Source organism: Streptomyces sp. NPDC091972 (assembly GCF_044756385.1).
Classification (GTDB): domain Bacteria; phylum Actinomycetota; class Actinomycetes; order Streptomycetales; family Streptomycetaceae; genus Streptomyces.
Genome location: NZ_JBIVSV010000002.1, coordinates 345458 through 367512, shown reverse-complemented (window position 1 = coordinate 367512; position 22055 = coordinate 345458). Strand labels below are relative to the sequence as shown.

Below are 22055 nucleotides of genomic sequence, written 5' to 3'. Positions count from 1 at the left end.
GACAAGTCGTACCTCCTGTGCCAAGCAGGGGGTTCGACGGATAAGGTCCCGAACTAATGGCAGCAGGACGAGAGCGGCGCGCGGAAGCCGAGACGTTCACGGCCCGGTTGAGGATGCAGTGGCACCGGGTCCGCGTCGGCCTGCGCAGAAGCGCCGTGGACTACTTCCGGGGCGACGGCTCGGACTGGGTCGCGCTGGCGGGCCTGCTCCTGACCGTCCCGGTGATCGCGGCCGTGACCATGATGAACTCGGTGTGGTGCTCACCGGCCGCGCTGGTCCTCCCCATCGTCGCCGGCGGTCTGCTGCTGCGCCCGGCGAGCCTGCTCGGCCTGTACGCGGCCGCGGCGACCGCGCTGATCGTGGAGTCGGTGCAACTGGGCCCGTACACCGAGGGACCGTCCCGGGTCACCCCGGGCGTGGTCCTGGTCGTGGCCGCCTGCGGGTTCTTCGGCCTGCTGATCGCCCAGTTCCGCAGCCGGGTCGGAGTGCCCTGGCGACGCGGCGGCACCATGCTGTTCGACCTGCGCGAACGCATCCGCGTCCAGAGCAAGCTGCCGCACCTGCCGCACGGCTGGCACCGGGAGATGGCGCTGCGTCCCGCGGGCGGCCAGTCCTTCTCCGGTGACTTCGTTGTCGCGGCCCGTACCAACGGCGGCCGGACCCTGGAGGTCGTCCTCACGGACGTCTCCGGCAAGGGCATGGACGCGGGATCACGCGCCCTGCTGCTGTCCGGGGCGTTCGGCGGCCTGCTCGGTTCGCTGCCCCCGCACGCCTTCCTGCCCGCCGCGAACGGCTATCTGCTGCGCCAGGACTGGGACGAGGGGTTCGCGACCTCCATCCACCTGGTCCTGGACCTGGACTCCGGGGACTACGAGCTCTACTCGGCCGGCCACCCGCCGGGGCTCCAGCTCAGCTCCGGCAGCGGCCGCTGGGAGGAGAAGGCCGCGGAGGGACCGCTCCTCGGCGTCTACGACGGCGCCCAGTTCGACCCCGTGAAGGGCTCGCTGCGGCCCGGCGACGTCCTGATGCTCTTCACCGACGGTCTGGTGGAGACCTCCGACCGCGACATAGTCGAGGGCATCGACCGGCTGACGGGGGAGGCCGACCGGTATGTGGCCGGCGGTTTCCACGGCGCCGCCTGGCACCTGATCGAGGCGGTCGCGAAGGACGTCAACGACGACCGGGCGCTGCTGCTGATCTGCCGCGAGGGCCCGACGGCCCAGGCCGTCCCGCACTAGCCGTCCGCCGTGGCGGCCGGAATTCACCCCCGGTCCGACCGCCGACCGACCTGTGCCGGGGAACGGAACGCACGGAGGCCCCCGGCGTCACCGCGGAGCCGGGCCGCACCCCGGAGGCCGTACGGCTCCAGGTCCTGGACGTGCGGCAGGGCCGACTGCCGGCACAGCCGCGCCTCGTGGCGACGTACGGACACGGCCCCGGGGGGACAGGCGACCCTGGCCCGCGCCGCGCCGCGGCACGACACACTGGAGCCATGACCGACGAGTTGACCCTGGCCGAGGTCGAGGCCCTCGCCCGCGCCGCACACGAGGGCCAGACCGACAAGGCCGGCCGCCCCTACGCCGAACACCTGCGGGCCGTCGCGGAGGGCGTACGCGCGCGGGGCGGCGACGACGACCAGATCGCGGCGGCCTGGCTGCACGACTCCGTCGAGGACGACGCCCTCACCGAGCGGTGGCTCGACGAGGCCGCGCTCAGCAGCCGTACGAAGGACATCGTGCGGGCCGTCACCAAACGGGCCGGGGAGCCGCCGGAGGCGTACGCCGGGCGCATCCTGGCGACCCCGGGCGCGCTGCTGGTGAAGGAGGCCGACCTGGCGCACAACGCGGACCCCGCACGCCTGGCCGTCCTCGACGAGGCGACCCGGAGACGACTGACCGAGAAGTACGCGGGGATGCGCGCGCTGCTCGGTCTGGACGGCGGGTCCGTCTAGACGCCGGCCCTCTCGCGGGGAGCCGCCTGCTGCTCGCGCGCCCGGGCCGCGTCGGGAGCGTCCCTCTTGAACGCCCAGTCCATGTCGGGCTCCATCACGCACCGGAAGACCCGGCGCACCGGCGCGGCGCACAGCAGGGTGACGGCCACCGCGGCCAGAGCGCTCACGAAGAGCTCACCGGCCGGGCGGTGCAGCCAGGCGTGGTCGAACCAGCCCGCGAAACCGGCCCCCTTGATCAGGAAGCCGTGCAGGAGATAGCCGTACAGCGTGCCCGCGCCGAGCGTGGTGAACCACGTCCGCCGGCCCGGCACCCAGGCGAAGAAGCAGGCCGTCAGCAGCAGCGAACTGCCGAACATGGCCAGCACCATGACGGGCCCCGTCCACCAGGGCGCGCCCATCTCCTGGACGGCGTTGCGGTGGTAGAACCACTCGGTGTTCATCCGCGGCACCGCCCACCAGCCGACCGCGAGCGCGGCCGCGAACACCGGCACCGCGGCGATCCGCATCGAGCGCCGGCGCACCATCCGGAAGTGCTCCGGCTTCATGACCAGGCCCAGCACGAAGTACGGCAGGAACTGCAACACCCGCTGGAGGTCCAGGTCGTCACCGATGTCCGGGGTGACGGACGCCAGCATGGCGATGCCGAGCGCGAGCGGCAGCGGCCACCGCACCAGGTTCCAGACCGGCGTGGTCAGCCGCCAGACGAACAGCGCCACCAGGAACCAGGTCAGGAACCACGGGTCCAGGAGGCTGATCTCCATGCCGGGGTCGTGGTCGGCGTAGCGCTTGAAGAGGGAGTACGCCGTCTCGAAGACGACGTACGGCACCGCGACACCGGTGACGAGCCGCTTCAGCCGGTCCGGGCGCATGTCGAAACTGCGCGAGAAGAACCCGGAGATGAGGATGAACGCCGGCATGTGGAACGAGTACACCACCGTGTACACGCCCTCCAGGATCCGGCTGTCGCCCTTGAGCGGCTCCCAGGAGTGCGCGACCGCCACCAGGACGATCGCCAGGTACTTGGCGTTGTCGAAGAAGGCGTCACGCTGCTTGGCGGGCGGCGGGTCCTGCGGCGAGCGCGGACGGGGTACGGCGTCGGCGGCGGCTGGAAACATCTGAGGCACCCTAGTCCCGGCTGTGTGTTTCCGTGAAACTGGCTGTCTCGTTGCCGTTTGTTCACTTCTGACCCGCCCTCAACAGACCGGTATTGTCCGGATAAAAGCGCCCGAACAGTCACACGGTCACGCTCCTCGCACTCCTGTGCCGGTGCTTCGCGTTCCCTGCGGACGGGATGTGCGGACGCGGTGACCGTGGACCGAGAGGAACCGGCCAGGGGGTGCCGCGCGTGTATCGGCATGGCCAAACGTTGGCTCACCGGCCGCATATGCGGGCCGCGTTGGTGGCACGATGGTTCTGGCGGGGGTCGCGGGGTCGCGTCCCCGGGCCGGGAGAGCGGGACCGACCGAGGGTGTGATCAGTTGTGGCCATTTCGCTGTCAGTGGTGCTGCTGTTGGGGATCATCCTGGTGGTGTTGATGCGGGGAGGCTCCATCAAGGCCGGCCCCGCCATAGTCGCGGTGCTCTTCGGCTTCTTCCTCGCCTCGACCGGCATGGCCGACGACATCCAACGCTTCCTGGACTCGATAGCGGAGACCATCAACTCGATCCAGTTCTAGCCCCGGACGCGGGGCAGGCGCAGACACCGAAAGGCCTCCGGCCCGATCCCCTGAGGGACCGGGCCGGAGGCCTTCTCGGAGCGGGCGACGGGAATCGAACCCGCGTAGCTAGTTTGGAAGACTAGGGCTCTACCATTGAGCTACGCCCGCACAGCACGCGCCGCGGTCCGCTGACCGACGGCACGCAAGCATCGTACCGGGTCGTCACCCCTCGTCGCACACCCCTTCCGCCCGTGCGGCGCTCGGAGAGGGCTCGCGGGGGATCTCCGGGGCGCGTGCAGCCCTCCGCCCGGCCCCCGCACGCTCCGCGCACCCGGAAGCCCCACCGGTGTCTGCGGCCGCCCGCCGCCGGTCCGGCTCGGGTGCGGCCCGCCCTCGCGTCACCCGGACCGTCGGCCCCCGACACGGCCGGGCACGGCCCGCCGGGTCGAAGGGGGCCGCTTCCCTCCCGTCGGGGGCCGAGCGGCCGGCCGTACGCGACGCGCCCGGTGACCGAGCGGGACATCGTGCCCGGGCGTTCGCCGTCCGACGGCACGGCAGGCCCGCGCTTCGCCGTCCGGCGCCCGGGGCTGCCCGGAAGGACGGTGTCCCCGGCGCACGCCGGGGCGCTGAGGGCCGGGGCTCGTGAAATGCGGCAACCCCGCAGCCTGGGGGCATGTACCCTACGTGTCGCACCAGACGGGGTGTGGCGCAGCTTGGTAGCGCGTCCGCTTTGGGAGCGGAAGGCCGTGGGTTCAAATCCCGCCACCCCGACCACCTGCGCGATCAGCACGCGCGCCCGAGTCCGTGATCGCCTTTGGGGCGTGTCGCCGCTGCCGTTACTATGCAAGCTGCACGCCCGTGTGTCTCTCCTACTAGAAGTCCTCCGGGCGGCTATCCGCCGGAGCCGTTCTGGCCCCGGCAGAATCCGAGAAGTCAGCCACAAGGAGACCGAACCGTGAAGAGCGCCGTGGAGACCCTGAACCCGACTCGGGTTCGGCTCAGCATCGAGGTGCCCTTCGAGGAGCTCAAGGACAGCCTCGACGCGGCGTACAAGAAGATCAACCAGCAGGTCACGGTGAAGGGCTTCCGGAAGGGCAAGATCCCGGCCCGCGTCATCGACCAGCGGTTCGGCCGCGGTGCGGTGCTGGAGGAGGCCGTCAACGACGCGCTTCCGAAGTTCTACACCGAGGCGGTCAACGAGGCCGAGATCGACGTCCTGGGCCAGCCCGAGGTCGACATCACCGAGCTGAAGGACGGCGAGACGCTGAACTTCACCGCGGAGGTCGACGTCCGCCCGTCCATCGAGATCCCGGACTACTCCGGCATCGAGGTCGAGGTCGACGCCGTCGAGGTCACCGACGAGGACATCGAGAAGTCGGTCGAGCAGCTCCGTGAGCGCTTCGCCTCGACGTCCCCGGTCGAGCGTGCCGCCGAGGACGGCGACGTCGTGACCATCGACCTGGAGGCCAAGGTCGACGGCGAGGTGCTGGAGGACGGCGTCGCCAGCGGCGTCTCCTACACCATCGGCTCCGGCGAGCTGCTGGACGGCATCGACGACGCCGTGAAGGGCCTGGAGGCCGGTGGCGAGGCCACCTTCACCTCCGAGCTCAAGGGCGGCTCCGCGGCCGGCAAGGAGGCCGAGGTCACCGTAAAGGTCACCCAGGTCGCCGCCCGCGAACTGCCCGAGCTGGACGACGAGTTCGCGCAGCTCGCCTCCGAGTTCGACACCCTGGAGGAGCTGCGGGCGGACAGCCGCAAGCGCCTCGAGAACATGAAGCAGTACGACCAGGCCACCCAGGCCCAGGAGCGCGTCCTGGAGAAGCTCCTGGAGCTCGTCGAGGTGCCCGTCCCCGAGAAGCTGCTCGAGGACGAGATCAACACCCGCAAGCACAACCTGGAGCACCACCAGCTCGGTCAGATGGGCCTCGACCTCGCGAAGTACCTGGAGATCCAGGGCAAGACCGAGGAGGAGTTCGACGCCGAGACCAAGGAAGCCGCGGTCAAGGGCATCAAGACGCAGTTCGTGCTCGACGAGCTCGTCAAGCGCGAGAAGCTGAACGTCAACCAGGAGGAGCTCACCGAGCACCTCATGCGCCGCGCGGCCTCCTCCGGCATGTCCCCCGACCAGTTCGCCCAGGCGGTCGTCGAGGGCGGTCAGGTTCCGCTCCTCGTCGGCGAGGTCGCCCGCGGCAAGGCCCTGGCCGTCGTGGTCGAGGCCGCCACGGTCAAGGACACCAACGGCGAGGTCGTCGACCTGGACGACGACGAGGACGAGACGGCCGAGACGGTCGAGGCCTCCTCCGAGGAGACCCCGGCCGAGGCCGAGGAGAAGACCGAGGGCTGAGCCCACGGCACCTCCACGTCGTAGGAAGGGCCCCGGAGACCATGTCTCCGGGGCCCTTCCGGCACCCGGCCGCGGGACCGGGCCGGGAGCGCGGTGAGCCGCGCGGCGGGCCACCGATCGCGCGCGCCCGGCCGCTGCCCGGCGATACCACGGCGCTACGCCCCCGGCGAACACCCCCCTTACCGGGATTCCCCAAGGGGACCAGCGCGTTAGGGTCCATGAGTACCAGGGCAGGGAAGTCCCGCAAGCTGCCCAGCCCCCGGACGGGAACACGTGAAGACGGCCCGGCGCCGTCGTAAGACGAGCAGGTGGATACGTGACGAATCTGATGCCCTCCGCCGCCGGCGAGCCTTCCATCGGCGGTGGCCTCGGCGACCATGTCTACAACCGGCTGCTCAACGAGCGGATCATCTTCCTCGGCCAGCCGGTCGACGACGACATCGCGAACAAGATCACCGCACAGCTTCTGCTCCTTGCCGCCGACCCGGACAAGGACATCTACCTCTACATCAACAGCCCCGGCGGATCGATCACCGCCGGCATGGCGATCTACGACACCATGCAGTACATCAAGAACGACGTGGTGACCATCGCCATGGGCCTCGCGGCCTCCATGGGCCAGTTCCTGCTCAGCGCGGGCACCCCGGGCAAGCGCTTCGCCCTGCCCAACGCCGAGATCCTGATCCACCAGCCCTCCGCCGGCCTCGCCGGCTCGGCCTCGGACATCAAGATCCACGCCGAGCGGCTGCTGCACACCAAGAAGCGCATGGCCGAGCTCACCTCGCAGCACACCGGCCAGACGATCGAGCAGATCACCCGCGACTCGGACCGCGACCGCTGGTTCGACGCGTTCGAGGCCAAGGAGTACGGCCTCATCGACGACGTGATCGCCACGGCCGCCGGTATGCCGGGCGGCGGCGGCACCGGGGCCTGAGCCCCATGCAGGGGCCACGACGCCCCCGCACAGCCCCTCAGCCGACCGCCACAGCCCCTAGGAGACAGACAGTGAACGACTTCCCCGGCAGCGGCCTCTACGCCCGCACCGAGGCCGAGTACACCGGCCCGCGCGCCGAGTCCCGCTATGTGATCCCGCGCTTCGTCGAGCGCACCTCGCAGGGCATCCGCGAGTACGACCCGTACGCGAAGCTGTTCGAGGAGCGCGTGATCTTCCTCGGCGTGCAGATCGACGACGCCTCCGCCAACGACGTCATGGCGCAGCTGCTGTGCCTGGAGTCGATGGACCCCGACCGGGACATCTCGGTCTACATCAACAGCCCCGGCGGCTCCTTCACGGCGCTCACCGCGATCTACGACACCATGCAGTTCGTGAAGCCGGACATCCAGACGGTCTGCATGGGTCAGGCGGCCTCCGCCGCCGCGATCCTGCTGGCCGCCGGTACGCCCGGCAAGCGCATGGCGCTGCCCAACGCGCGCGTGCTGATCCACCAGCCGTACAGCGAGACCGGTCGCGGTCAGGTCTCCGACCTGGAGATCGCCGCCAACGAGATCCTCCGGATGCGCGCCCAGCTCGAGGACCTGCTGGCCAAGCACTCCACCACGCCGATCGAGAAGATCCGCGAGGACATCGAGCGCGACAAGATCCTCACGGCCGACGACGCCCTGGCGTACGGCCTGATCGACCAGATCATCTCCACCCGGAAGATGAACAACGCCGCCGTCCGCTGACGCGGACCCGTAGGATATGCCGCCCCTTGGTACAGCGCACGTCAAAGTGAACCCTGCCAAGGGGGGCCCGAACGGGGGGCCCGGCAAGGTACCGTCGGACATAAGGCAGCACCAGGAGCCGCTGGACCTAGGCGTCTCCCAGGCGAAGGGGAAGCACACCGTGGCACGCATCGGTGACGGCGGCGATCTGCTCAAGTGCTCGTTCTGCGGCAAGAGCCAGAAGCAGGTCAAGAAGCTCATCGCAGGGCCTGGTGTGTACATCTGCGACGAGTGCATCGACCTCTGCAACGAGATCATCGAGGAGGAGCTCGCCGAGACGAGCGAGGTGCGCTGGGAGGAACTGCCCAAGCCCCGCGAGATCTACGAGTTCCTGGAGGGCTACGTGGTGGGCCAGGAGGCGGCCAAGAAGGCCCTCTCCGTGGCGGTGTACAACCACTACAAGCGCGTCCAGGCCGGCGAGAACGGCGGCGGCAACGGCCGTGACGACGCGATCGAGTTGGCGAAGTCCAACATCCTCCTGCTGGGCCCCACGGGCTCCGGCAAGACGCTCCTCGCCCAGACCCTCGCCCGCATGCTGAACGTCCCGTTCGCCATCGCCGACGCGACGGCGCTCACCGAGGCGGGCTACGTCGGCGAGGACGTCGAGAACATCCTGCTCAAGCTGATCCAGGCGGCCGACTACGACGTCAAGAAGGCCGAGACCGGGATCATCTACATCGACGAGATCGACAAGGTCGCGCGGAAGAGCGAAAACCCGTCGATCACGCGGGACGTGAGCGGCGAGGGCGTGCAGCAGGCCCTGCTGAAGATCCTGGAGGGCACCACGGCCTCCGTGCCGCCGCAGGGCGGACGCAAGCACCCGCACCAGGAGTTCATCCAGATCGACACGACGAACGTCCTGTTCATCGTGGGCGGTGCCTTCGCGGGCCTGGAGAAGCTCATCGAGTCCCGGGCGGGCGCCAAGGGCATCGGCTTCGGGGCGACGATCCGCTCGAAGCGGGAGCTGGAGGCCAAGGACCAGTTCGAGGACGTCATGCCCGAGGACCTGGTCAAGTTCGGCATGATCCCCGAGTTCATCGGCCGCCTCCCCGTCATCACCTCGGTCCACAACCTGGACCGCGAGGCGCTCCTCCAGATCCTGGTCGAGCCGCGCAACGCGCTGGTGAAGCAGTACCAGCGCCTGTTCGAACTCGACGGTGTGGAGCTGGACTTCGAGCGCGAGGCGCTGGAGGCCATCGCCGACCAGGCCATCCTCCGCCAGACCGGCGCGCGCGGCCTGCGCGCCATCATGGAGGAGGTCCTCCAGGGCGTCATGTACGAGATCCCGTCCCGCAAGGACGTGGCCCGGGTCGTCATCACCGCGGACGTCGTCCACTCCAACGTCAACCCGACCCTGATCCCGAGGGACGCCCGCGGCCGGGGTTCGGGCGAGCAGAAGACGGCGTAGGCCCACCGCACACATCGAAGGGGCCCCCGGTCGACCGACCGGGGGCCCCTTCGTGCTCGGGCGGCGGAGGCCGTCAGGCCTTCACGCGCACGTCGTTGCGGAGCTTCGCGGTCAGTTCGGCCGCCTCCTCCATGGACGTGCTCTTGCCCTCCGCCAGGCCGGCGATGTCGAACGACAGCACATAGGTGACGGTGCTGTGATCCGCCCAGATACAGAACGGCATCGTCACGGTCTGTCCGGACTCGCTGGTCCTGACCTCCTGGCACTTCAGGACGCCGTTCTCGAAACCGGCGGGCGTGAACGCCTTGGGGCTGCCGACGAGTTCGCCCTCGCTGGAGTCCTTGGACGCCTCCGTCTTCATCTGGCCGAACATCGAGTCGATGACCTTCTCCGGGTCGTCGATGCTGCCGTACACACCGGCGAACGTCAGGTTCTTCGAGGTCAGGCCCGAGCCCGCGGTGTAACTCGCGCTGACGTCCTTGGGGTTGTCCACGCCCCAGGACTCCGCGTCCTTGATGTCGTCGTCGGTCATCCCCCCGGCCCCGGTGTCGGAGCCCTTCTTGTACTCCCCGTCGAGGACGGTCTCCGGCGCGGTCAGCTTGTGCGCCCCGTCGTCCGCGATGTCCGAGCCGCCGCCGCCCGATCCGTCCCCGGCGATCACCAGGTACGCGCCGACCGCGATCGCGGCCACGACCGCCACCGCGCCGATGACGATGCCGACCTTCTTGCCGTTGCCGCCGCCCGGCGGCGGAGGCTGGGGAACGCCGTAGGGCGCCTGGCCGTACGGCGGCTGCTGGCCGTAGGGGGCCTGCGGCTGGCCGTAGGGCGGCGGGGCCTGCGGCGGCACCCCGCCCTGCTGCGGGTAGCCGTATCCCGGCTGCGGGGGCTGCTGCGCGCCCTCCTGCGGGTAGCCGTACCCCGGCTGCGGGGGCTGCTGTCCGGGCTGCTGGGGAGGCTGCTGGGGGTAGCCGTAGCCGGGCTGGGGCGCCTGCGGGGGCTGGCCGTAGGGGCCCGGCTGGCCGTACGGCCCGGGCTGCGGCGGCTGCCCGGGCTGCTGGGGCTGCCCGTACGGGCCCGGCTGGTTGTGACTCATCTCTGGGTTCCCCTCCAGATGCTTATGTGTTCCCGACATCCTGGCCCAGGCTCGGGCGGCGCACCGCATCGGGGCCCCCACCGTTACAGAACAAACGCGTTTCGGGACACGCCCGGGACACCCCTAAACTGACCCCGTGACCGAGAACGCTCAGCAGCAGCCCACAGCGCCCAGCACCGAACTGCCGACCCAGTACGCGCCGGCCGAGGTAGAGGGGGCGCTGTACGAGCGCTGGGTGGAGCGCGGTTACTTCGCCGCCGACGCGAAGAGCGACAAGCCTCCGTACACCATCGTCATCCCGCCGCCCAACGTCACCGGCTCGCTCCACCTGGGCCACGCCTTCCAGCACACGCTCATGGACGCCCTCACCCGCCGCAAGCGCATGCAGGGCTACGAGGCGCTGTGGCTGCCCGGCATGGACCACGCCGGCATCGCGACCCAGAACAAGGTCGAGCAGCAGCTCGCCGAGGAGGGCAAGTCCCGCCAGGACCTGGGCCGCGAGGAGTTCGTCGAGCGGGTCTGGCAGTGGAAGGAGGAGTACGGCGGCAAGATCCTCGGCCAGATGCGGCGCCTCGGTGACGGCGTCGACTGGGACCGTGAGCGGTTCACCATGGACGAGGGCCTGTCCAAGGCTGTCCAGACCATCTTCAAGCGCCTCTTCGACGACGAGCTGATCTACCGCGCCGAGCGGATCATCAACTGGTGTCCGCGCTGCCTGACGGCGATCTCCGACATCGAGGTCGAGTACCAGGAGGACGACGGCGAGCTCGTCTCCATCAAGTACGGCGAGGGCGACGAGACCCTGGTCGTCGCCACCACCCGCGCGGAGACGATGCTCGGTGACACCGCCGTCGCCGTCCACCCCGACGACGAGCGCTACCGGCACCTCGTCGGCAAGCGGATCAAGCTGCCGCTGACCGACCGCTCCATCCCCGTCGTCGCGGACAGCCACGTCGACCCGGAGTTCGGCACGGGTGCCGTCAAGGTCACCCCGGCCCACGACCCGAACGACTTCGCCATCGGCCAGCGCCACGGCCTGGAGTCGATCACCGTCATGGACGAGCGGGCCGTCATCACGGTCCACGGTCCCTTCGAGGGCCTCGACCGCTTCGAGGCGCGCTCGGCGATCGTCGCCGCACTGCGCTCGCAGGGCCGGATCGTCGCCGAGAAGCGGCCCTACGTCCACTCCGTCGGCCACTGCTCGCGCTGCTCGACCACCATCGAGCCCCGTCTGTCCATGCAGTGGTGGGTCAAGGTCGGTCCGCTCGCCAAGGCCGCCGGTGACGCGGTCCGCGACGGCCGGGTCAGGATCCACCCCGAGGACATGTCGAAGCGGTACTTCGACTGGGTCGACAACATGCACGACTGGTGCATCTCACGGCAGTTGTGGTGGGGACACCGCATCCCGGTCTGGTACGGCCCCGACGGCGAGGTCGTCTGCGTCGGCCCCGACGAGCAGCCGCCCACGGGCGAGGGCTGGAAGCAGGACACCGACGTCCTCGACACCTGGTTCTCCTCCGGCCTGTGGCCCTTCTCCACGCTCGGCTGGCCCGAACAGACCGCGGATCTGCGGAAGTTCTATCCGACCGACGTCCTGCTGACCGGCCACGACATCATCTTCTTCTGGGTCGCGAGGATGATGATGTTCGGCCTCTACGCCATGGACGGCGAGGTCCCCTTCAAGACCATCGCGCTGACCGGTCTCGTCCGCGACGAGCGCGGCAAGAAGATGTCGAAGTCGTTCGGCAACGTGGTCGATCCGCTGGACTGGATGGACAAGTACGGCTCCGACGCCGTCCGTTTCACCCTGGCCCGCGGCGCCAACCCCGGCACCGACGTCCCGATCGGCGAGGACTGGGTCCAGGCGTCCCGGAACTTCGCCAACAAGATCTGGAACGCGACCCGCTTCGCCCTGATGAACGGCGCGACGGTCGACGGCCCGCTGCCGTCCCCCGAGCAGATGTCGGCGACGGACCGCTGGATTCTCTCCCGTCTCAACAAGACGGTCGCCCAAGTGGACGCGTTCTACGAGGACTTCCAGTTCGCGAAGCTCTCCGACGCGCTCTTCCACTTCGCGTGGGACGAGGTCTTCGACTGGTACGTCGAGCTGTCGAAGACGACCTTCCAGGCGGGCGGCGAGGGAGCCAAGGTCTCCCAGCGGGTCCTCGGCGAGGTCCTCGACGTCACCCTGAAGCTGCTCCACCCGGTCGTCCCGTTCGTCACGGACACCCTGTGGACCACGCTCACCGGCGGTGAGTCGGTCGTCGTCGCCGAGTGGCCGGGCGACAGCGGATTCCGCGACGGCGCGGCCGAGCGGGAGATCGAGACTCTCCAGTCCGTCATCACGGAGGTCCGGCGCTTCCGTGCCGACCAGGGCCTCCAGCCGGGCCAGCGGGTTCCGGCCCGGCTGACCCTGGACGGCACCGACCTCGCCCCCCACGAGGCCGCCATCCGCCAGCTCCTGCGCCTCCAGCCGGAGGGCGAGGACTTCGCGGCCACGGCGACCCTCCCGGTGGCGGGCGCCACCGTCGCGCTCGACCTCTCCGGCACGATCGACGTGGCGGCCGAGCGCAAGCGCCTCGCGAAGGACCTGGCGGCGGCCGAGAAGGAGAAGGCCCAGGCCAACGCCAAGCTGGGCAACGAGGCGTTCCTCGCGAAGGCCCCGGACAACGTCGTGGACAAGATCCGCGGCCGCCTGGCCAAGGCGGAAGAGGACATCGAGAGGATCCAGCAGCAACTGGAAAGGCTGCCTCAGCAGTAGGACACCTGAAGGGGCGCGGGGAACTGCGCGATCAGTGACAGACTCCCCGCGCCCGCCGAACGGGACCAGCCGTCCCTCCCGGTGGGCGCAGCCCTAAACTGGCCCTGTGAGCGACACCGACCCCTTCGACGAGATCATCGCCAACGAGACCGACCGTGACCCCGACCTCGCGGTCATCGAGGCCGGCAGCCGCACCCTGCGCACCCAGGGCGGCCCGCCGGAGGCCGACGTGCCCGCACGGCCCGCGGACCCCGAGGTCGACAAGGCTCTGCGCGAGGTCGAGGCGGAGCTCGCCACCCGCTGGGGCGAGACCAAGCTGGAGCCGAGCGTCAGCCGCATCGCCGCGCTGATGGACGTGCTGGGCGAGCCGCAGCGGTCGTACCCCTCGATCCACATCACGGGGACCAACGGCAAGACCTCGACCGCCCGCATGATCGAGGCCCTCCTCGGCGCCTTCGAACTGCGCACCGGCCGCTACACCAGCCCCCACGTGCAGTCGGTCACCGAGCGCATCAGCCTGGACGGCGCCCCGATCTCGGCCGAGCGGTTCATCGAGACGTACGAGGACATCAAGCCGTACGTCGAGATGGTCGACGGGCAGCAGGAGTACCGGCTGTCCTTCTTCGAGGTGCTGACCGGCATGGCGTACGCCGCCTTCGCGGACGCGCCCGTCGACGTGGCCGTCGTCGAGGTCGGCATGGGCGGCTCCTGGGACGCCACCAACGTCATCGACGGCGATGTCGCCGTGGTCACCCCCATCGACCTGGACCACACCGACCGGCTCGGCGGGACCCCCGGGGAGATCGCCGTCGAGAAGGCCGGGATCATCAAGCAGGACGCGACGGTCGTCCTGGCCCAGCAGCCGGTCGACGCGGCGCAGGTCCTGCTGAAGAAGGCCGTCGAGGTCGACGCGACCGTCGCCCGCGAGGGCCTGGAGTTCGGGGTCGTCTCCCGGCAGGTCGCCGTCGGCGGTCAGCTCCTGACCCTGCGCGGCCTCGGCGGTGAGTACGACGAGGTGTACCTGCCGCTGCACGGCCCGTACCAGGCGCACAACGCGGCCGTGGCGCTCGCCGCCGTGGAGGCGTTCTTCGGCGTGGGTGCCCAGCGACCCGACCCCCTGGACATCGACACCGTCCGCAAGGCCTTCGCCTCCGTCTCCTCCCCGGGCCGCCTCGAAGTCGTACGGCGTTCCCCGACCGTCGTCCTGGACGCCGCCCACAACCCGGCGGGCGCCCGCGCCACCGCGGAGGCGGTCGGTGAGGCCTTCGACTTCAGCCGGCTGATCGGTGTGGTGGGCGCGAGCGGCGACAAGAACGTACGGGGGCTCCTGGAGGCCTTCGAGCCGATCTTCGCCGAGGTCGTCATCACCCAGAACTCCAGCCACCGCGCGATGGACGCCGACGAGCTCGCCGCGATCGCCGTCGAGGTGTTCGGCGAGGAGCGTGTCCAGGTCGAGCCGCGGCTGCCGGACGCCCTGGAGGAGGCGATCACGCTGGCCGAGGAGGACGGCGAGTTCACCGGCGGCGGGGTGCTCGTCACCGGGTCGGTCATCACGGTCGGCGAGGCCCGGCTGCTGCTCGGAAGGGGCTGAACCGCGCCATGCGTACGCTGTGTGCATCGACCCTGATCGGCGAGTTCTTCGTCATCGGCTTCGCCGCGCTGGTCGCGATGAAGGACCCGGACCTCGCGACCGCCACGGTGTGGACGGTCAGCGGCATCGCCATGTTCCTGTGCCTCGCCCTGTGCGGGGTGGTGACCCGGCCCGGCGGCGTCGCCCTCGGCTGGGCGCTGCAGATCGCCCTGATCGCCTCCGGCTTCGTGGTGCCGACCATGTTCTTCATGGGCGCGGTCTTCGCGGCCCTGTGGTGGGCGTCGGTGCACTACGGCCGCAAGATCGACGAGGCCAAGGCCAGATTCGCCGCCCAGGCCGCCGAGGCCCCTCAGGCCGCCCAGGACCCCCGAACCGCCCAGGTGGACTCCACTACACCTGACGCTGTGTGACGAGCGCACCGACACGCCCTGTAATCTCGTCCCACCGCACATGTCAGCAGGTTAGGAGCCCCTCGTGAGCCAGCGCACCCTCGTCCTCCTCAAGCCCGACGCCGTCCGTCGTGGCCTGACCGGCGAGATCATCAGCCGTATCGAGCGCAAGGCCGGCTGGCAGATCACCGCGCTGGAGCTGCGCACCCTGGACCAGGAGACGCTGGAGCAGCACTACGGCGAGCACAAGGGCAAGCCCTTCTACGAGCCGCTGGTGGAGTTCATGGCCTCCGGTCCGGTCGTGGCGCTGATCGTCGAGGGCGAGCGGGTCATCGAGGGGGTACGCCAGCTGGCGGGTCCCACCGACCCGATCGCCGCCGCGCCGGGCTCCATCCGGGGGGACTTCGGGGTCATCGTCCGCGAGAACCTCATCCACGCGTCCGACTCGGAGGAGTCCGCCGAGCGCGAGGTGAAGATCTTCTTCCCTGGCCGCGCATAGGTCACGTGCACAGGTCGCGTGCGTAGGTTTCGTGGCAGTTTCTGAGGGCGTGTCAGCTCGCACTCCCGCCTGACCTGGGGCGGCCGTACTTTTTCGGCCGTCCTTCGGCATATGCGTGCCGATCGGGGGAACGAGTGGCCCTTATGGACCGTCTCCACAAGCGAGGCGGTGTTTGATCTGCTGACAATGGCGAAGACCCTCGCGCAGTGTTCGTGCAGGCGCGTCTACGATGGAAGCCTTCACGTCACAGCACCCACTTCGCCGACCTGAAAAGCCCTCAAAAGCTCCCAGGAAGGCCAGACGAATCCTGATGGGGAACTCAATGTCGTTCATCGGCCGTGACATGGCTGTCGACCTCGGGACCGCCAACACGCTGGTGTACGTCAGGGGTCGCGGGATCGTACTCAACGAGCCGTCCGTCGTCGCGATCAACACGAACACCGGTGGAATCCTGGCTGTCGGCGCCGAAGCGAAGAAGATGATCGGGCGGACCCCCGGCAACATCGTTGCCGTGCGGCCGCTGAAGGACGGCGTGATCGCCGACTTCGAGATCACCGAGCGGATGCTGCGCTACTTCATCCTGAAGATCCACAAGCGGCGGTATCTCGCGAGGCCGCGCGTCGTCGTGTGTGTGCCCTCCGGCATCACCGGCGTCGAGCGCCGCGCCGTCATCGAGGCGTCGTCCCAGGCCGGCGCCCGCCAGGTGCACATCATCGAGGAGCCCATGGCGGCCGCCATCGGCTCCGGCCTGCCGGTCCACGAGGCCACGGGCAACATGGTGGTGGACATCGGCGGCGGCACCACGGAGGTCGCGGTCATCTCGCTCGGCGGCATCGTCACCGCCCAGTCCATCCGCGTGGCGGGCGACGAGCTGGACAACGCGATCATCCAGCACATCAAGAAGGAGTACTCCCTCCTTCTGGGTGAGCGGACCGCCGAACAGATCAAGATCACGATCGGTTCGGCGTACGACCTGGACGCTGACGAACACACGGAGATCCGGGGCCGGGACCTCGTCTCCGGACTGCCCAAGACCGTCGTCATCTCGGCCGCCGAGGTCCGCAAGGCGATCGAGGAGCCGGTCAACGCCATCGTGGACGCGGTCAAGACGACCCTCGACAAGTGCCCGCCCGAGCTCTCCGGCGACATCATGGACCGCGGCATCGTCCTCACCGGCGGCGGCGCCCTGCTGCGCGGGCTCGACGAGCGGCTGCGCCGGGAGACCGGCATGCCGATCCACATCGCTGAGGACCCGCTGGACAGCGTGGCGCTCGGTTCCGGGAAGTGCGTCGAGGAATTCGAGGCGCTCCAGCAGGTGCTGGACGCCCAGCCGCGCAGATGACGCAACTCCTCGATTCCGCCGTACGAGATGATCTCCTCTCGTACGGCGGATCGTTGATATAGAGGCATAAGCTCCCACGAAACGCCACTCCGACAAGAAGGGCACGGCCGCCGCACGTGAGGGACACACGAGAGAGCCGGCTGCTCCTGGTGCTGCTGATCGCCGTAGCGTTCGCGCTGATCACGGTGGACATCCGCGGCGGGGAGGACTCGCCGGTCGACGGTGCCCGCCAAGGTGCGGCCGCCGTGTTCGGCCCCATCGAGGACGGGGTGTCCTCCGCGGTCGACCCGGTCGGCAACGCCGTCTCCGCCATCCGCGACTCCGGCGAGCGGCACGACCGGCTCGCCGCGCTGGAGAAGGAGAACGCCGCCCTCAAGGCGCGGCTCGGCAGCGACGACCGCAACACCAGCCGTCTCAAGCAGCTCGACAAGATGCTGAAGATCGCCGGGGCCGGGCAGTACGGCATCAAGGGCGCCCAGGTGATCGCCATAGGAGCGGCCCAGGGCTTCTCCTGGACCATCACCATCGACGTCGGCGCCGACGACGGCATCCGGCGGGACATGACCGTCCTCAACGGCGACGGACTGGTCGGGCGCGTCACCACCGTCGGCCCGAACACCGCCACCGTGCTCCTCGCCAACGACCCCGACTTCACCGTCGGCACCCGCATGGAGGCCGGCGACGAACTCGGCTTCGCCTCCGGGCAGGGCGACCGCCCGCTGCGCGTCGAACTCCTCAACGGCAAGGCCGAGGTGAAGAAGGGCGACCGCCTGGTGACCTTCGGCTCGCAGGCCGACAAGCCCTTCGTGCCCGGCGTCCCGGTCGGCGTGGTCTCCCGCGTCGACCCCTCCGGCGGCGACCTCACCCGCACCCTCTACGTCACGCCGTACGTCAGCTTCACCAAGCTCGACATCGTCGGCGTCGTCGTCGAGACCCCGAAGAAGGACCCGCGCGACACGGTGCTGCCCGCCAAACCGAAGCCGACGCCCACGCCGACCGTGACGGTCACCGTCACCCCGTCCGCCAATGCGCCGGTCGACGGCGAGATCCAGCAAGACCAGTAGGAGCTGTAGTCATGCGCGTCAACCGGATCCTGCTGTCCTCCGCCCTGATCGTGGTCGCCCTGGTGATCCAGGTGAGCGTCCTCGCCCGCCTCCACCTCCCGGGCGCCGTCCCCGACCTGCTGCTCCTGACCGTCCTCGGCCTCGCACTCGTCTACGGCCACGTCGGCGGCGCCCTCGTCGGCTTCGCCGCCGGCCTCCTCGCCGACCTGGCCCCGCCCGCCGACCACGCGGCCGGCCGCTACGCCCTGGTGCTGTGCGTCATCGGCTACCTCGCGGGCCTCGCCAAGCCGGAGAACGGCAGGCTCAAGTCGGCCACCGGCCCCATGGTCGTCGTGGTCGCCGCGGCCATCGGCACCACCCTGCTGTACGCCGGTGTCGGCGCCCTCGTCGGCGACACCGCCGCCCGCCATGTCGGCCTGCCCAGCCTGCTGTTCACCGCCGCCCTGTACGACATGCTGCTCGCCCCCTTCGTCGTCCCCGGCATCATGGCGCTCGCCCGCCGCGCCGAGAACGACCCGCTGGCCGAGACCGGTTCCGCGGCCAAGTCGGCGGACATCTCCTCGGGCTGGCTCTCCTCGGGCACCGGCCTGAAGATCGGCGGTCAGCGCGGCGGCCTCGGCAGCCTGAAGACCAAGGCACGCACCCGTACCGCGCGGGTGGGCCGCATCAAGGGGGTCAAGCGGCTGTGACCCCACGGCAGTCGGCGGACCCCGTTCACAGGTTCGCCGTATATGACACAGACACACACTGAGAGGGGGCGGCAGTGACCAACATCCCCGAGACCGGACGGACCCCACGGGTCCAGATCCGGCTCGTCGTCATCCAGATCCTCGTGCTGTCCCTCCTCGGCACCCTCGGCGGCCGCCTCTGGTACCTCCAGATCCGCGAGGGCGACGCGTACGCCAAGGAAGCCTCCGGGAACCACGTCCAGCAGGTCGTCGAGCCCGCCGTGCGCGGCTCGATCCTGGACGCCCGCGGAGTGGCCCTCGCGGACAACGAGACCCGCCTGGTGGTCTCCGCCTCCCGCACCGACCTGCTGAAGATGAAGGACGACGGCAAGGCCGTCCTCACCAAGCTGGCCAAGGTCCTCGGCATGTCCGCCAAGGACGTCATGCTCAAGGTCCGGCTCTGCGACGCGAAGACCCCCCAGCCCTGCTGGAACGGTTCGCCCTACCAGCCCATCCCGATCACCGACGAGGCCACCCCCAAGCAGGCCCTGCAGATCCGCGAGCGCGCCGAGGACTTCCCCGGCATCACCGCCGAGCCGGAGGCCGTGCGCCGCTACGCCGCCCCCGGCAAGTCCAACGCCGCCCAGGTCCTCGGCTACCTCTCCCCGGTCACCGACGAGGAGATCACCAAGGCCCAGGACACCGACTCGCCCTACCTGCGCTCCGACCAGGTGGGCCGCTCGGGCCTGGAGCGCCAGTACGACAAGGAACTGCGCGGCAAGGCCGGCGTGACCCGCTACGAGGTCGACAACCTCGGCCGGGTCATCGGCCAGGCCGAGGCCGACGAGGCCCAGCCCGGCGCCAACCTCGTCACCAGCATCGACGCCCGCGTCCAGCGCGTCGCGGAGTACGAGCTGAACGACGCGATGAAGGAAGCCCGCAAGCAGTTCGACGACAACACCGGCGAGAACTACAAGGCCGACTCGGGCGCGGTCATCGTCATGGAGGCCAAGACCGGCCGCATCGTCGCGATGGCGTCCAACCCGACCTACGACCCGAACGCCTGGGTGGGCGGGATCTCCGCCAAGGACTACGCCAAGCTCACCGGCAAGAAGTCCAATTACCCGCTGCTGAACAGGGCCATACAGGGTCAGTCCGCGCCCGGCTCCACCTTCAAGGTGATCTCCACGGCGGCCGCCGTCGAGGCCGGCTACGACTTCGACGGCCGCTACCCGTGCACGAGTTCGTACTCCGTCGGCGGCCAGGTCTTCAAGAACTTCGAGTCGGAGAACTTCGGCCCCATCAACCTCGGCCGCGCGCTGGAGGTCTCCTGCGACACCGTCTTCTACGGCCTCGCCCACCGGGAGTGGCAGCGCGACGGCGGGATCAACCCGAAGAAGGGCGAACCCAAGGACTACTTCTTCAAGGCCGCGCACCAGTTCGGCCTCGGCAAGGAGACCGGCATCGACCTGCCCAACGAGGTCACCGGCCGCGTCCCCGACCGCCAGTGGAAGCAGTCGTACTGGAACGCCAACAAGGACGCCTGGTGCAAGACCGGCAAGAAGGACGGCAGCTACGTCGAGAAGATCGCGTACGAGAACTGCCTCGAAGGCAACAAGATGCGCGCCGGTGACGAGATCAACTACTCCATCGGCCAGGGCGACACCCTCGTCACCCCGATCCAGATGGCGACGATCTACGCGGCCATCTCCAACGGCGGCACCCTGTACAACCCGACCGTCGGCAAGGCCGTCGTCAGCGCCGACGGCAAGAAGGTCGAGGAGATCAAGCCCACCTCGCACGGCAGGCTGCCCATAAGCCGCGCCACACTCAGCAAGATGGACGAGGCCCTCGCGGGTGTCGCCACCCGCGGTACCGCCGCCTGGCGCTTCGCCCAGGTCGGCTGGCCGCAGGACAAGATCCCGATGCACGCCAAGACCGGTACCGCCGAGGTCTACGGCAAGCAGACGACGTCCTGGTTCGCCACGTACACCAAGGACTACTCGATCGTCATGACGATCTCCCAGGGTGGTACGGGCTCCGGCGCCTCGGGCCCCGCCGTCCGCAACATCTACGACGCGCTGTACGGCGTCTCCGACGACGGCACCATCGACAAGAAGAACGCCCTGCTGCCGACCCCCCAGAAGAGCCTGCCGAAGGTCCGGACGGACGGGACCATCAAGTCCCCGAAGATCGCCAAGGACCCGGCCAAGGACCAGCGGGCGAGCCAGGAGGGCGCGCCCGAGCCGGACGAGACGCAGCAGGGCGCGACCGTGAACACGTCGACCGGCGGGAACCGTGACACCCGCAGGCGGCGCCGCAGGAGGGGAAGCCGGAGGATGCTCACATGACCGGGGCGAACAGCTTCCAGGTCTCCGGGTACGGCCCCGCACGCGCGGGCTGGACCCGGCTGCTGGCCCGCGACTCGCTCGCCCGCCGGCTGGACTGGCCGATACTGTTCTCGGCCCTGGCCCTGTCCATGATCGGCTCGGTCCTGGTCTTCTCGGCCACCCGCAACCGCACCGAGATCAACCAGGGCGACCCGTACTACTTCCTGATCCGGCACGTCATGAACACCGGCATCGGGTTCGCCCTGATGATCGGCACCGTGTGGGTCGGCCACCGCACCCTGCGCACCGCCGTGCCCCTGCTGTACGGCGCCTCGGTGTTCCTGATCCTGCTGGTCCTCACCCCGCTGGGCTCCACGGTCAACGGCGCCCACTCCTGGATCGTGCTCGGCGGCGGCTTCTCGCTCCAGCCCTCGGAGTTCGTGAAGATCACGATCATCCTCGGCATGGCGATGCTGCTCGCGGCCCGGGTGGACGCGGGCGACAAGCCCTACCCCGACCACCGAACCGTGCTCCAGGCCCTGGGCCTGGCCGCCGTACCGATGCTGATCGTGATGCTCATGCCCGACCTCGGGTCGGTCATGGTCATGGTCATCATCGTGCTCGGCGTGCTGCTCGCCTCCGGCGCCTCCAACCGCTGGGTCTTCGGTCTCCTCGGCGCGGGGACCGTCGGCGCGCTCGCGGTGTGGCAGCTCGGCGTGCTGGACGAGTACCAGATCGCCCGCTTCGCCGCCTTCGCCAACCCGAGCCTCGATCCGGCGGGCGTCGGCTACAACACCAACCAGGCGCGGATCGCGATCGGTTCGGGAGGACTGACGGGCGCGGGCCTGTTCCACGGCTCGCAGACCACCGGCCAGTTCGTCCCCGAGCAGCAGACCGACTTCGTCTTCACCGTCGCCGGTGAGGAACTGGGCTTCGTCGGCGCGGGCCTGATCATCGTCCTGCTCGGCGTCGTGCTGTGGCGGGCCTGCCGGATCGCCCGCGAGACGACCGAGCTGTACGGCACGGTCGTGGCCGCCGGGATCGTCGCCTGGTTCGCCTTCCAGTGCTTCGAGAACATCGGCATGACCCTCGGGATCATGCCGGTCACCGGTCTGCCGCTGCCGTTCGTGTCGTACGGCGGATCCTCGATGTTCGCGGTGTGGGTGGCCATAGGGCTGTTGCAGTCGATCAGGGTGCAGCGGCCGATGTCGGCGTAGGCGGGATGCCCCGGGT

18 protein-coding genes and 2 tRNA genes are annotated in these 22055 nt (G+C 69.6%); 17 read left to right on the top strand and 3 right to left on the bottom strand.

All coding sequences use genetic code 11. The features are described from left to right. Positions 1-56 precede the first annotated feature (56 nt). Together ACIQJT_RS06930 and ACIQJT_RS06925 are read left to right on the top strand one after the other, a co-directional pair. Complete coding sequence (locus ACIQJT_RS06930) at positions 57-1238, top strand: PP2C family protein-serine/threonine phosphatase (protein WP_402640524.1); 1182 nt, start codon at positions 57-59, stop codon at positions 1236-1238. Between the two features lie 254 nt (positions 1239-1492). Further along, positions 1493-1951, top strand: a complete 459-nt coding sequence (locus tag ACIQJT_RS06925) for an HD domain-containing protein (protein WP_402640522.1) — start codon at positions 1493-1495, stop codon at positions 1949-1951. On the opposite strand, the gene ACIQJT_RS06920 is transcribed toward ACIQJT_RS06925, so the two are convergent. Continuing rightward, entirely contained in the window at positions 1948-3066 is a 1119-nt protein-coding gene (locus ACIQJT_RS06920; RefSeq protein ID WP_402640519.1) for an acyltransferase family protein, read from the bottom strand. The two genes, ACIQJT_RS06925 and ACIQJT_RS06920, sit on opposite strands and share 4 nt — an antisense overlap. A 365-nt stretch (positions 3067-3431) precedes the next feature. Between ACIQJT_RS06920 and ACIQJT_RS06915 the strand changes: the two genes are divergently transcribed. Then, a complete protein-coding gene (locus ACIQJT_RS06915) occupies positions 3432-3626 on the top strand; it encodes a hypothetical protein (RefSeq protein ID WP_007382026.1) in 195 nt (64 codons plus the stop codon). A 79-nt stretch (positions 3627-3705) separates the two neighbouring features. Here the strand turns inward: ACIQJT_RS06915 and ACIQJT_RS06910 are convergent. Beyond that, positions 3706-3776, bottom strand: a tRNA-Gly gene (locus ACIQJT_RS06910). A 529-nt stretch (positions 3777-4305) separates the two neighbouring features. Between ACIQJT_RS06910 and ACIQJT_RS06905 the strand changes: the two genes are divergently transcribed. From ACIQJT_RS06905 to clpX, 5 genes are all read left to right on the top strand, one after another. After that, positions 4306-4382 (top strand) — tRNA-Pro (locus ACIQJT_RS06905). A 181-nt stretch (positions 4383-4563) separates the two neighbouring features. Then, the gene (gene tig, locus ACIQJT_RS06900) at positions 4564-5952 is read left to right on the top strand and encodes a trigger factor (RefSeq protein WP_053846475.1); all 1389 of its coding nucleotides are present in this window, start codon (positions 4564-4566) and stop codon (positions 5950-5952) included. Between the two features lie 328 nt (positions 5953-6280). Beyond that, on the top strand, positions 6281-6886 hold the full coding sequence (locus tag ACIQJT_RS06895; RefSeq protein ID WP_053846476.1) for an ATP-dependent Clp protease proteolytic subunit: 606 nt from the start codon (positions 6281-6283) through the stop codon (positions 6884-6886). A 71-nt stretch (positions 6887-6957) separates the two neighbouring features. Then, complete coding sequence (locus ACIQJT_RS06890) at positions 6958-7638, top strand: ATP-dependent Clp protease proteolytic subunit (protein ID WP_020136160.1); 681 nt, start codon at positions 6958-6960, stop codon at positions 7636-7638. Between the two features lie 160 nt (positions 7639-7798). Then, complete coding sequence (clpX, locus tag ACIQJT_RS06885; RefSeq protein WP_053846477.1) at positions 7799-9085, top strand: ATP-dependent Clp protease ATP-binding subunit ClpX; 1287 nt, start codon at positions 7799-7801, stop codon at positions 9083-9085. 73 nt (positions 9086-9158) lie between these two features. Here the strand turns inward: clpX and ACIQJT_RS06880 are convergent, their stop codons facing one another. Beyond that, on the bottom strand, positions 9159-10178 hold the full coding sequence (locus ACIQJT_RS06880) for a hypothetical protein (RefSeq protein ID WP_402640517.1): 1020 nt from the start codon (positions 10176-10178) through the stop codon (positions 9159-9161). Positions 10179-10314: 136 nt separating this feature from the next. Between ACIQJT_RS06880 and ACIQJT_RS06875 the strand changes: the two genes are divergently transcribed. The 9 genes from ACIQJT_RS06875 (at position 10315) to rodA (ending at position 22039) form a co-directional block, all read left to right on the top strand. Next, positions 10315-12939, top strand: a complete 2625-nt coding sequence (locus tag ACIQJT_RS06875) for a valine--tRNA ligase (RefSeq protein WP_402640514.1) — start codon at positions 10315-10317, stop codon at positions 12937-12939. A 106-nt stretch (positions 12940-13045) separates the two neighbouring features. Continuing rightward, on the top strand, positions 13046-14530 hold the full coding sequence (locus tag ACIQJT_RS06870) for a folylpolyglutamate synthase/dihydrofolate synthase family protein (RefSeq protein ID WP_365450320.1): 1485 nt from the start codon (positions 13046-13048) through the stop codon (positions 14528-14530). 8 nt (positions 14531-14538) lie between these two features. Next, positions 14539-14940, top strand: coding sequence for a DUF4233 domain-containing protein (locus ACIQJT_RS06865; protein ID WP_402640510.1), 402 nt, complete (start codon positions 14539-14541; stop codon positions 14938-14940). A gap of 64 nt (positions 14941-15004) precedes the next feature. Further along, positions 15005-15418, top strand: coding sequence for a nucleoside-diphosphate kinase (gene ndk, locus ACIQJT_RS06860; protein WP_053846482.1), 414 nt, complete (start codon positions 15005-15007; stop codon positions 15416-15418). A gap of 322 nt (positions 15419-15740) precedes the next feature. After that, complete coding sequence (locus ACIQJT_RS06855) at positions 15741-16760, top strand: rod shape-determining protein (RefSeq protein WP_004931372.1); 1020 nt, start codon at positions 15741-15743, stop codon at positions 16758-16760. A 116-nt stretch (positions 16761-16876) separates the two neighbouring features. Next, positions 16877-17824: a rod shape-determining protein MreC gene (gene mreC / locus ACIQJT_RS06850; RefSeq protein WP_053846483.1), complete on the top strand. Its 948-nt coding sequence runs from the start codon at positions 16877-16879 to the stop codon at positions 17822-17824. A gap of 11 nt (positions 17825-17835) precedes the next feature. Then, a complete protein-coding gene (mreD, locus tag ACIQJT_RS06845; protein ID WP_402640506.1) occupies positions 17836-18513 on the top strand; it encodes a rod shape-determining protein MreD in 678 nt (225 codons plus the stop codon). A gap of 74 nt (positions 18514-18587) precedes the next feature. Further along, entirely contained in the window at positions 18588-20843 is a 2256-nt protein-coding gene (gene mrdA, locus ACIQJT_RS06840; protein WP_365450328.1) for a penicillin-binding protein 2, read from the top strand. Next, complete coding sequence (gene rodA / locus ACIQJT_RS06835; RefSeq protein ID WP_365450330.1) at positions 20840-22039, top strand: rod shape-determining protein RodA; 1200 nt, start codon at positions 20840-20842, stop codon at positions 22037-22039. The genes mrdA and rodA overlap by 4 nt, the downstream gene beginning before the upstream one ends. Positions 22040-22055 lie beyond the last annotated feature (16 nt).

What these genes read in the sequence shown, in the direction of transcription:
- ACIQJT_RS06930 (WP_402640524.1), top strand. Translation starts at nt 57, where the DNA reads ATGGCAGCAGGACGAGAGCGGCGCGCGGAAGCCGAGACGTTCACGGCC.
- ACIQJT_RS06925 (WP_402640522.1), top strand. Translation starts at nt 1,493, where the DNA reads ATGACCGACGAGTTGACCCTGGCCGAGGTCGAGGCCCTCGCCCGCGCC.
- ACIQJT_RS06920 (WP_402640519.1), bottom strand. Translation starts at nt 3,066, where the DNA reads ATGTTTCCAGCCGCCGCCGACGCCGTACCCCGTCCGCGCTCGCCGCAG.
- ACIQJT_RS06895 (WP_053846476.1), top strand. Translation starts at nt 6,281, where the DNA reads ATGCCCTCCGCCGCCGGCGAGCCTTCCATCGGCGGTGGCCTCGGCGAC.
- ACIQJT_RS06880 (WP_402640517.1), bottom strand. Translation starts at nt 10,178, where the DNA reads ATGAGTCACAACCAGCCGGGCCCGTACGGGCAGCCCCAGCAGCCCGGG.
- ACIQJT_RS06865 (WP_402640510.1), top strand. Translation starts at nt 14,539, where the DNA reads ATGCGTACGCTGTGTGCATCGACCCTGATCGGCGAGTTCTTCGTCATC.
- ACIQJT_RS06855 (WP_004931372.1), top strand. Translation starts at nt 15,741, where the DNA reads ATGTCGTTCATCGGCCGTGACATGGCTGTCGACCTCGGGACCGCCAAC.
- mreD (WP_402640506.1), top strand. Translation starts at nt 17,836, where the DNA reads ATGCGCGTCAACCGGATCCTGCTGTCCTCCGCCCTGATCGTGGTCGCC.
- rodA (WP_365450330.1), top strand. Translation starts at nt 20,840, where the DNA reads ATGACCGGGGCGAACAGCTTCCAGGTCTCCGGGTACGGCCCCGCACGC.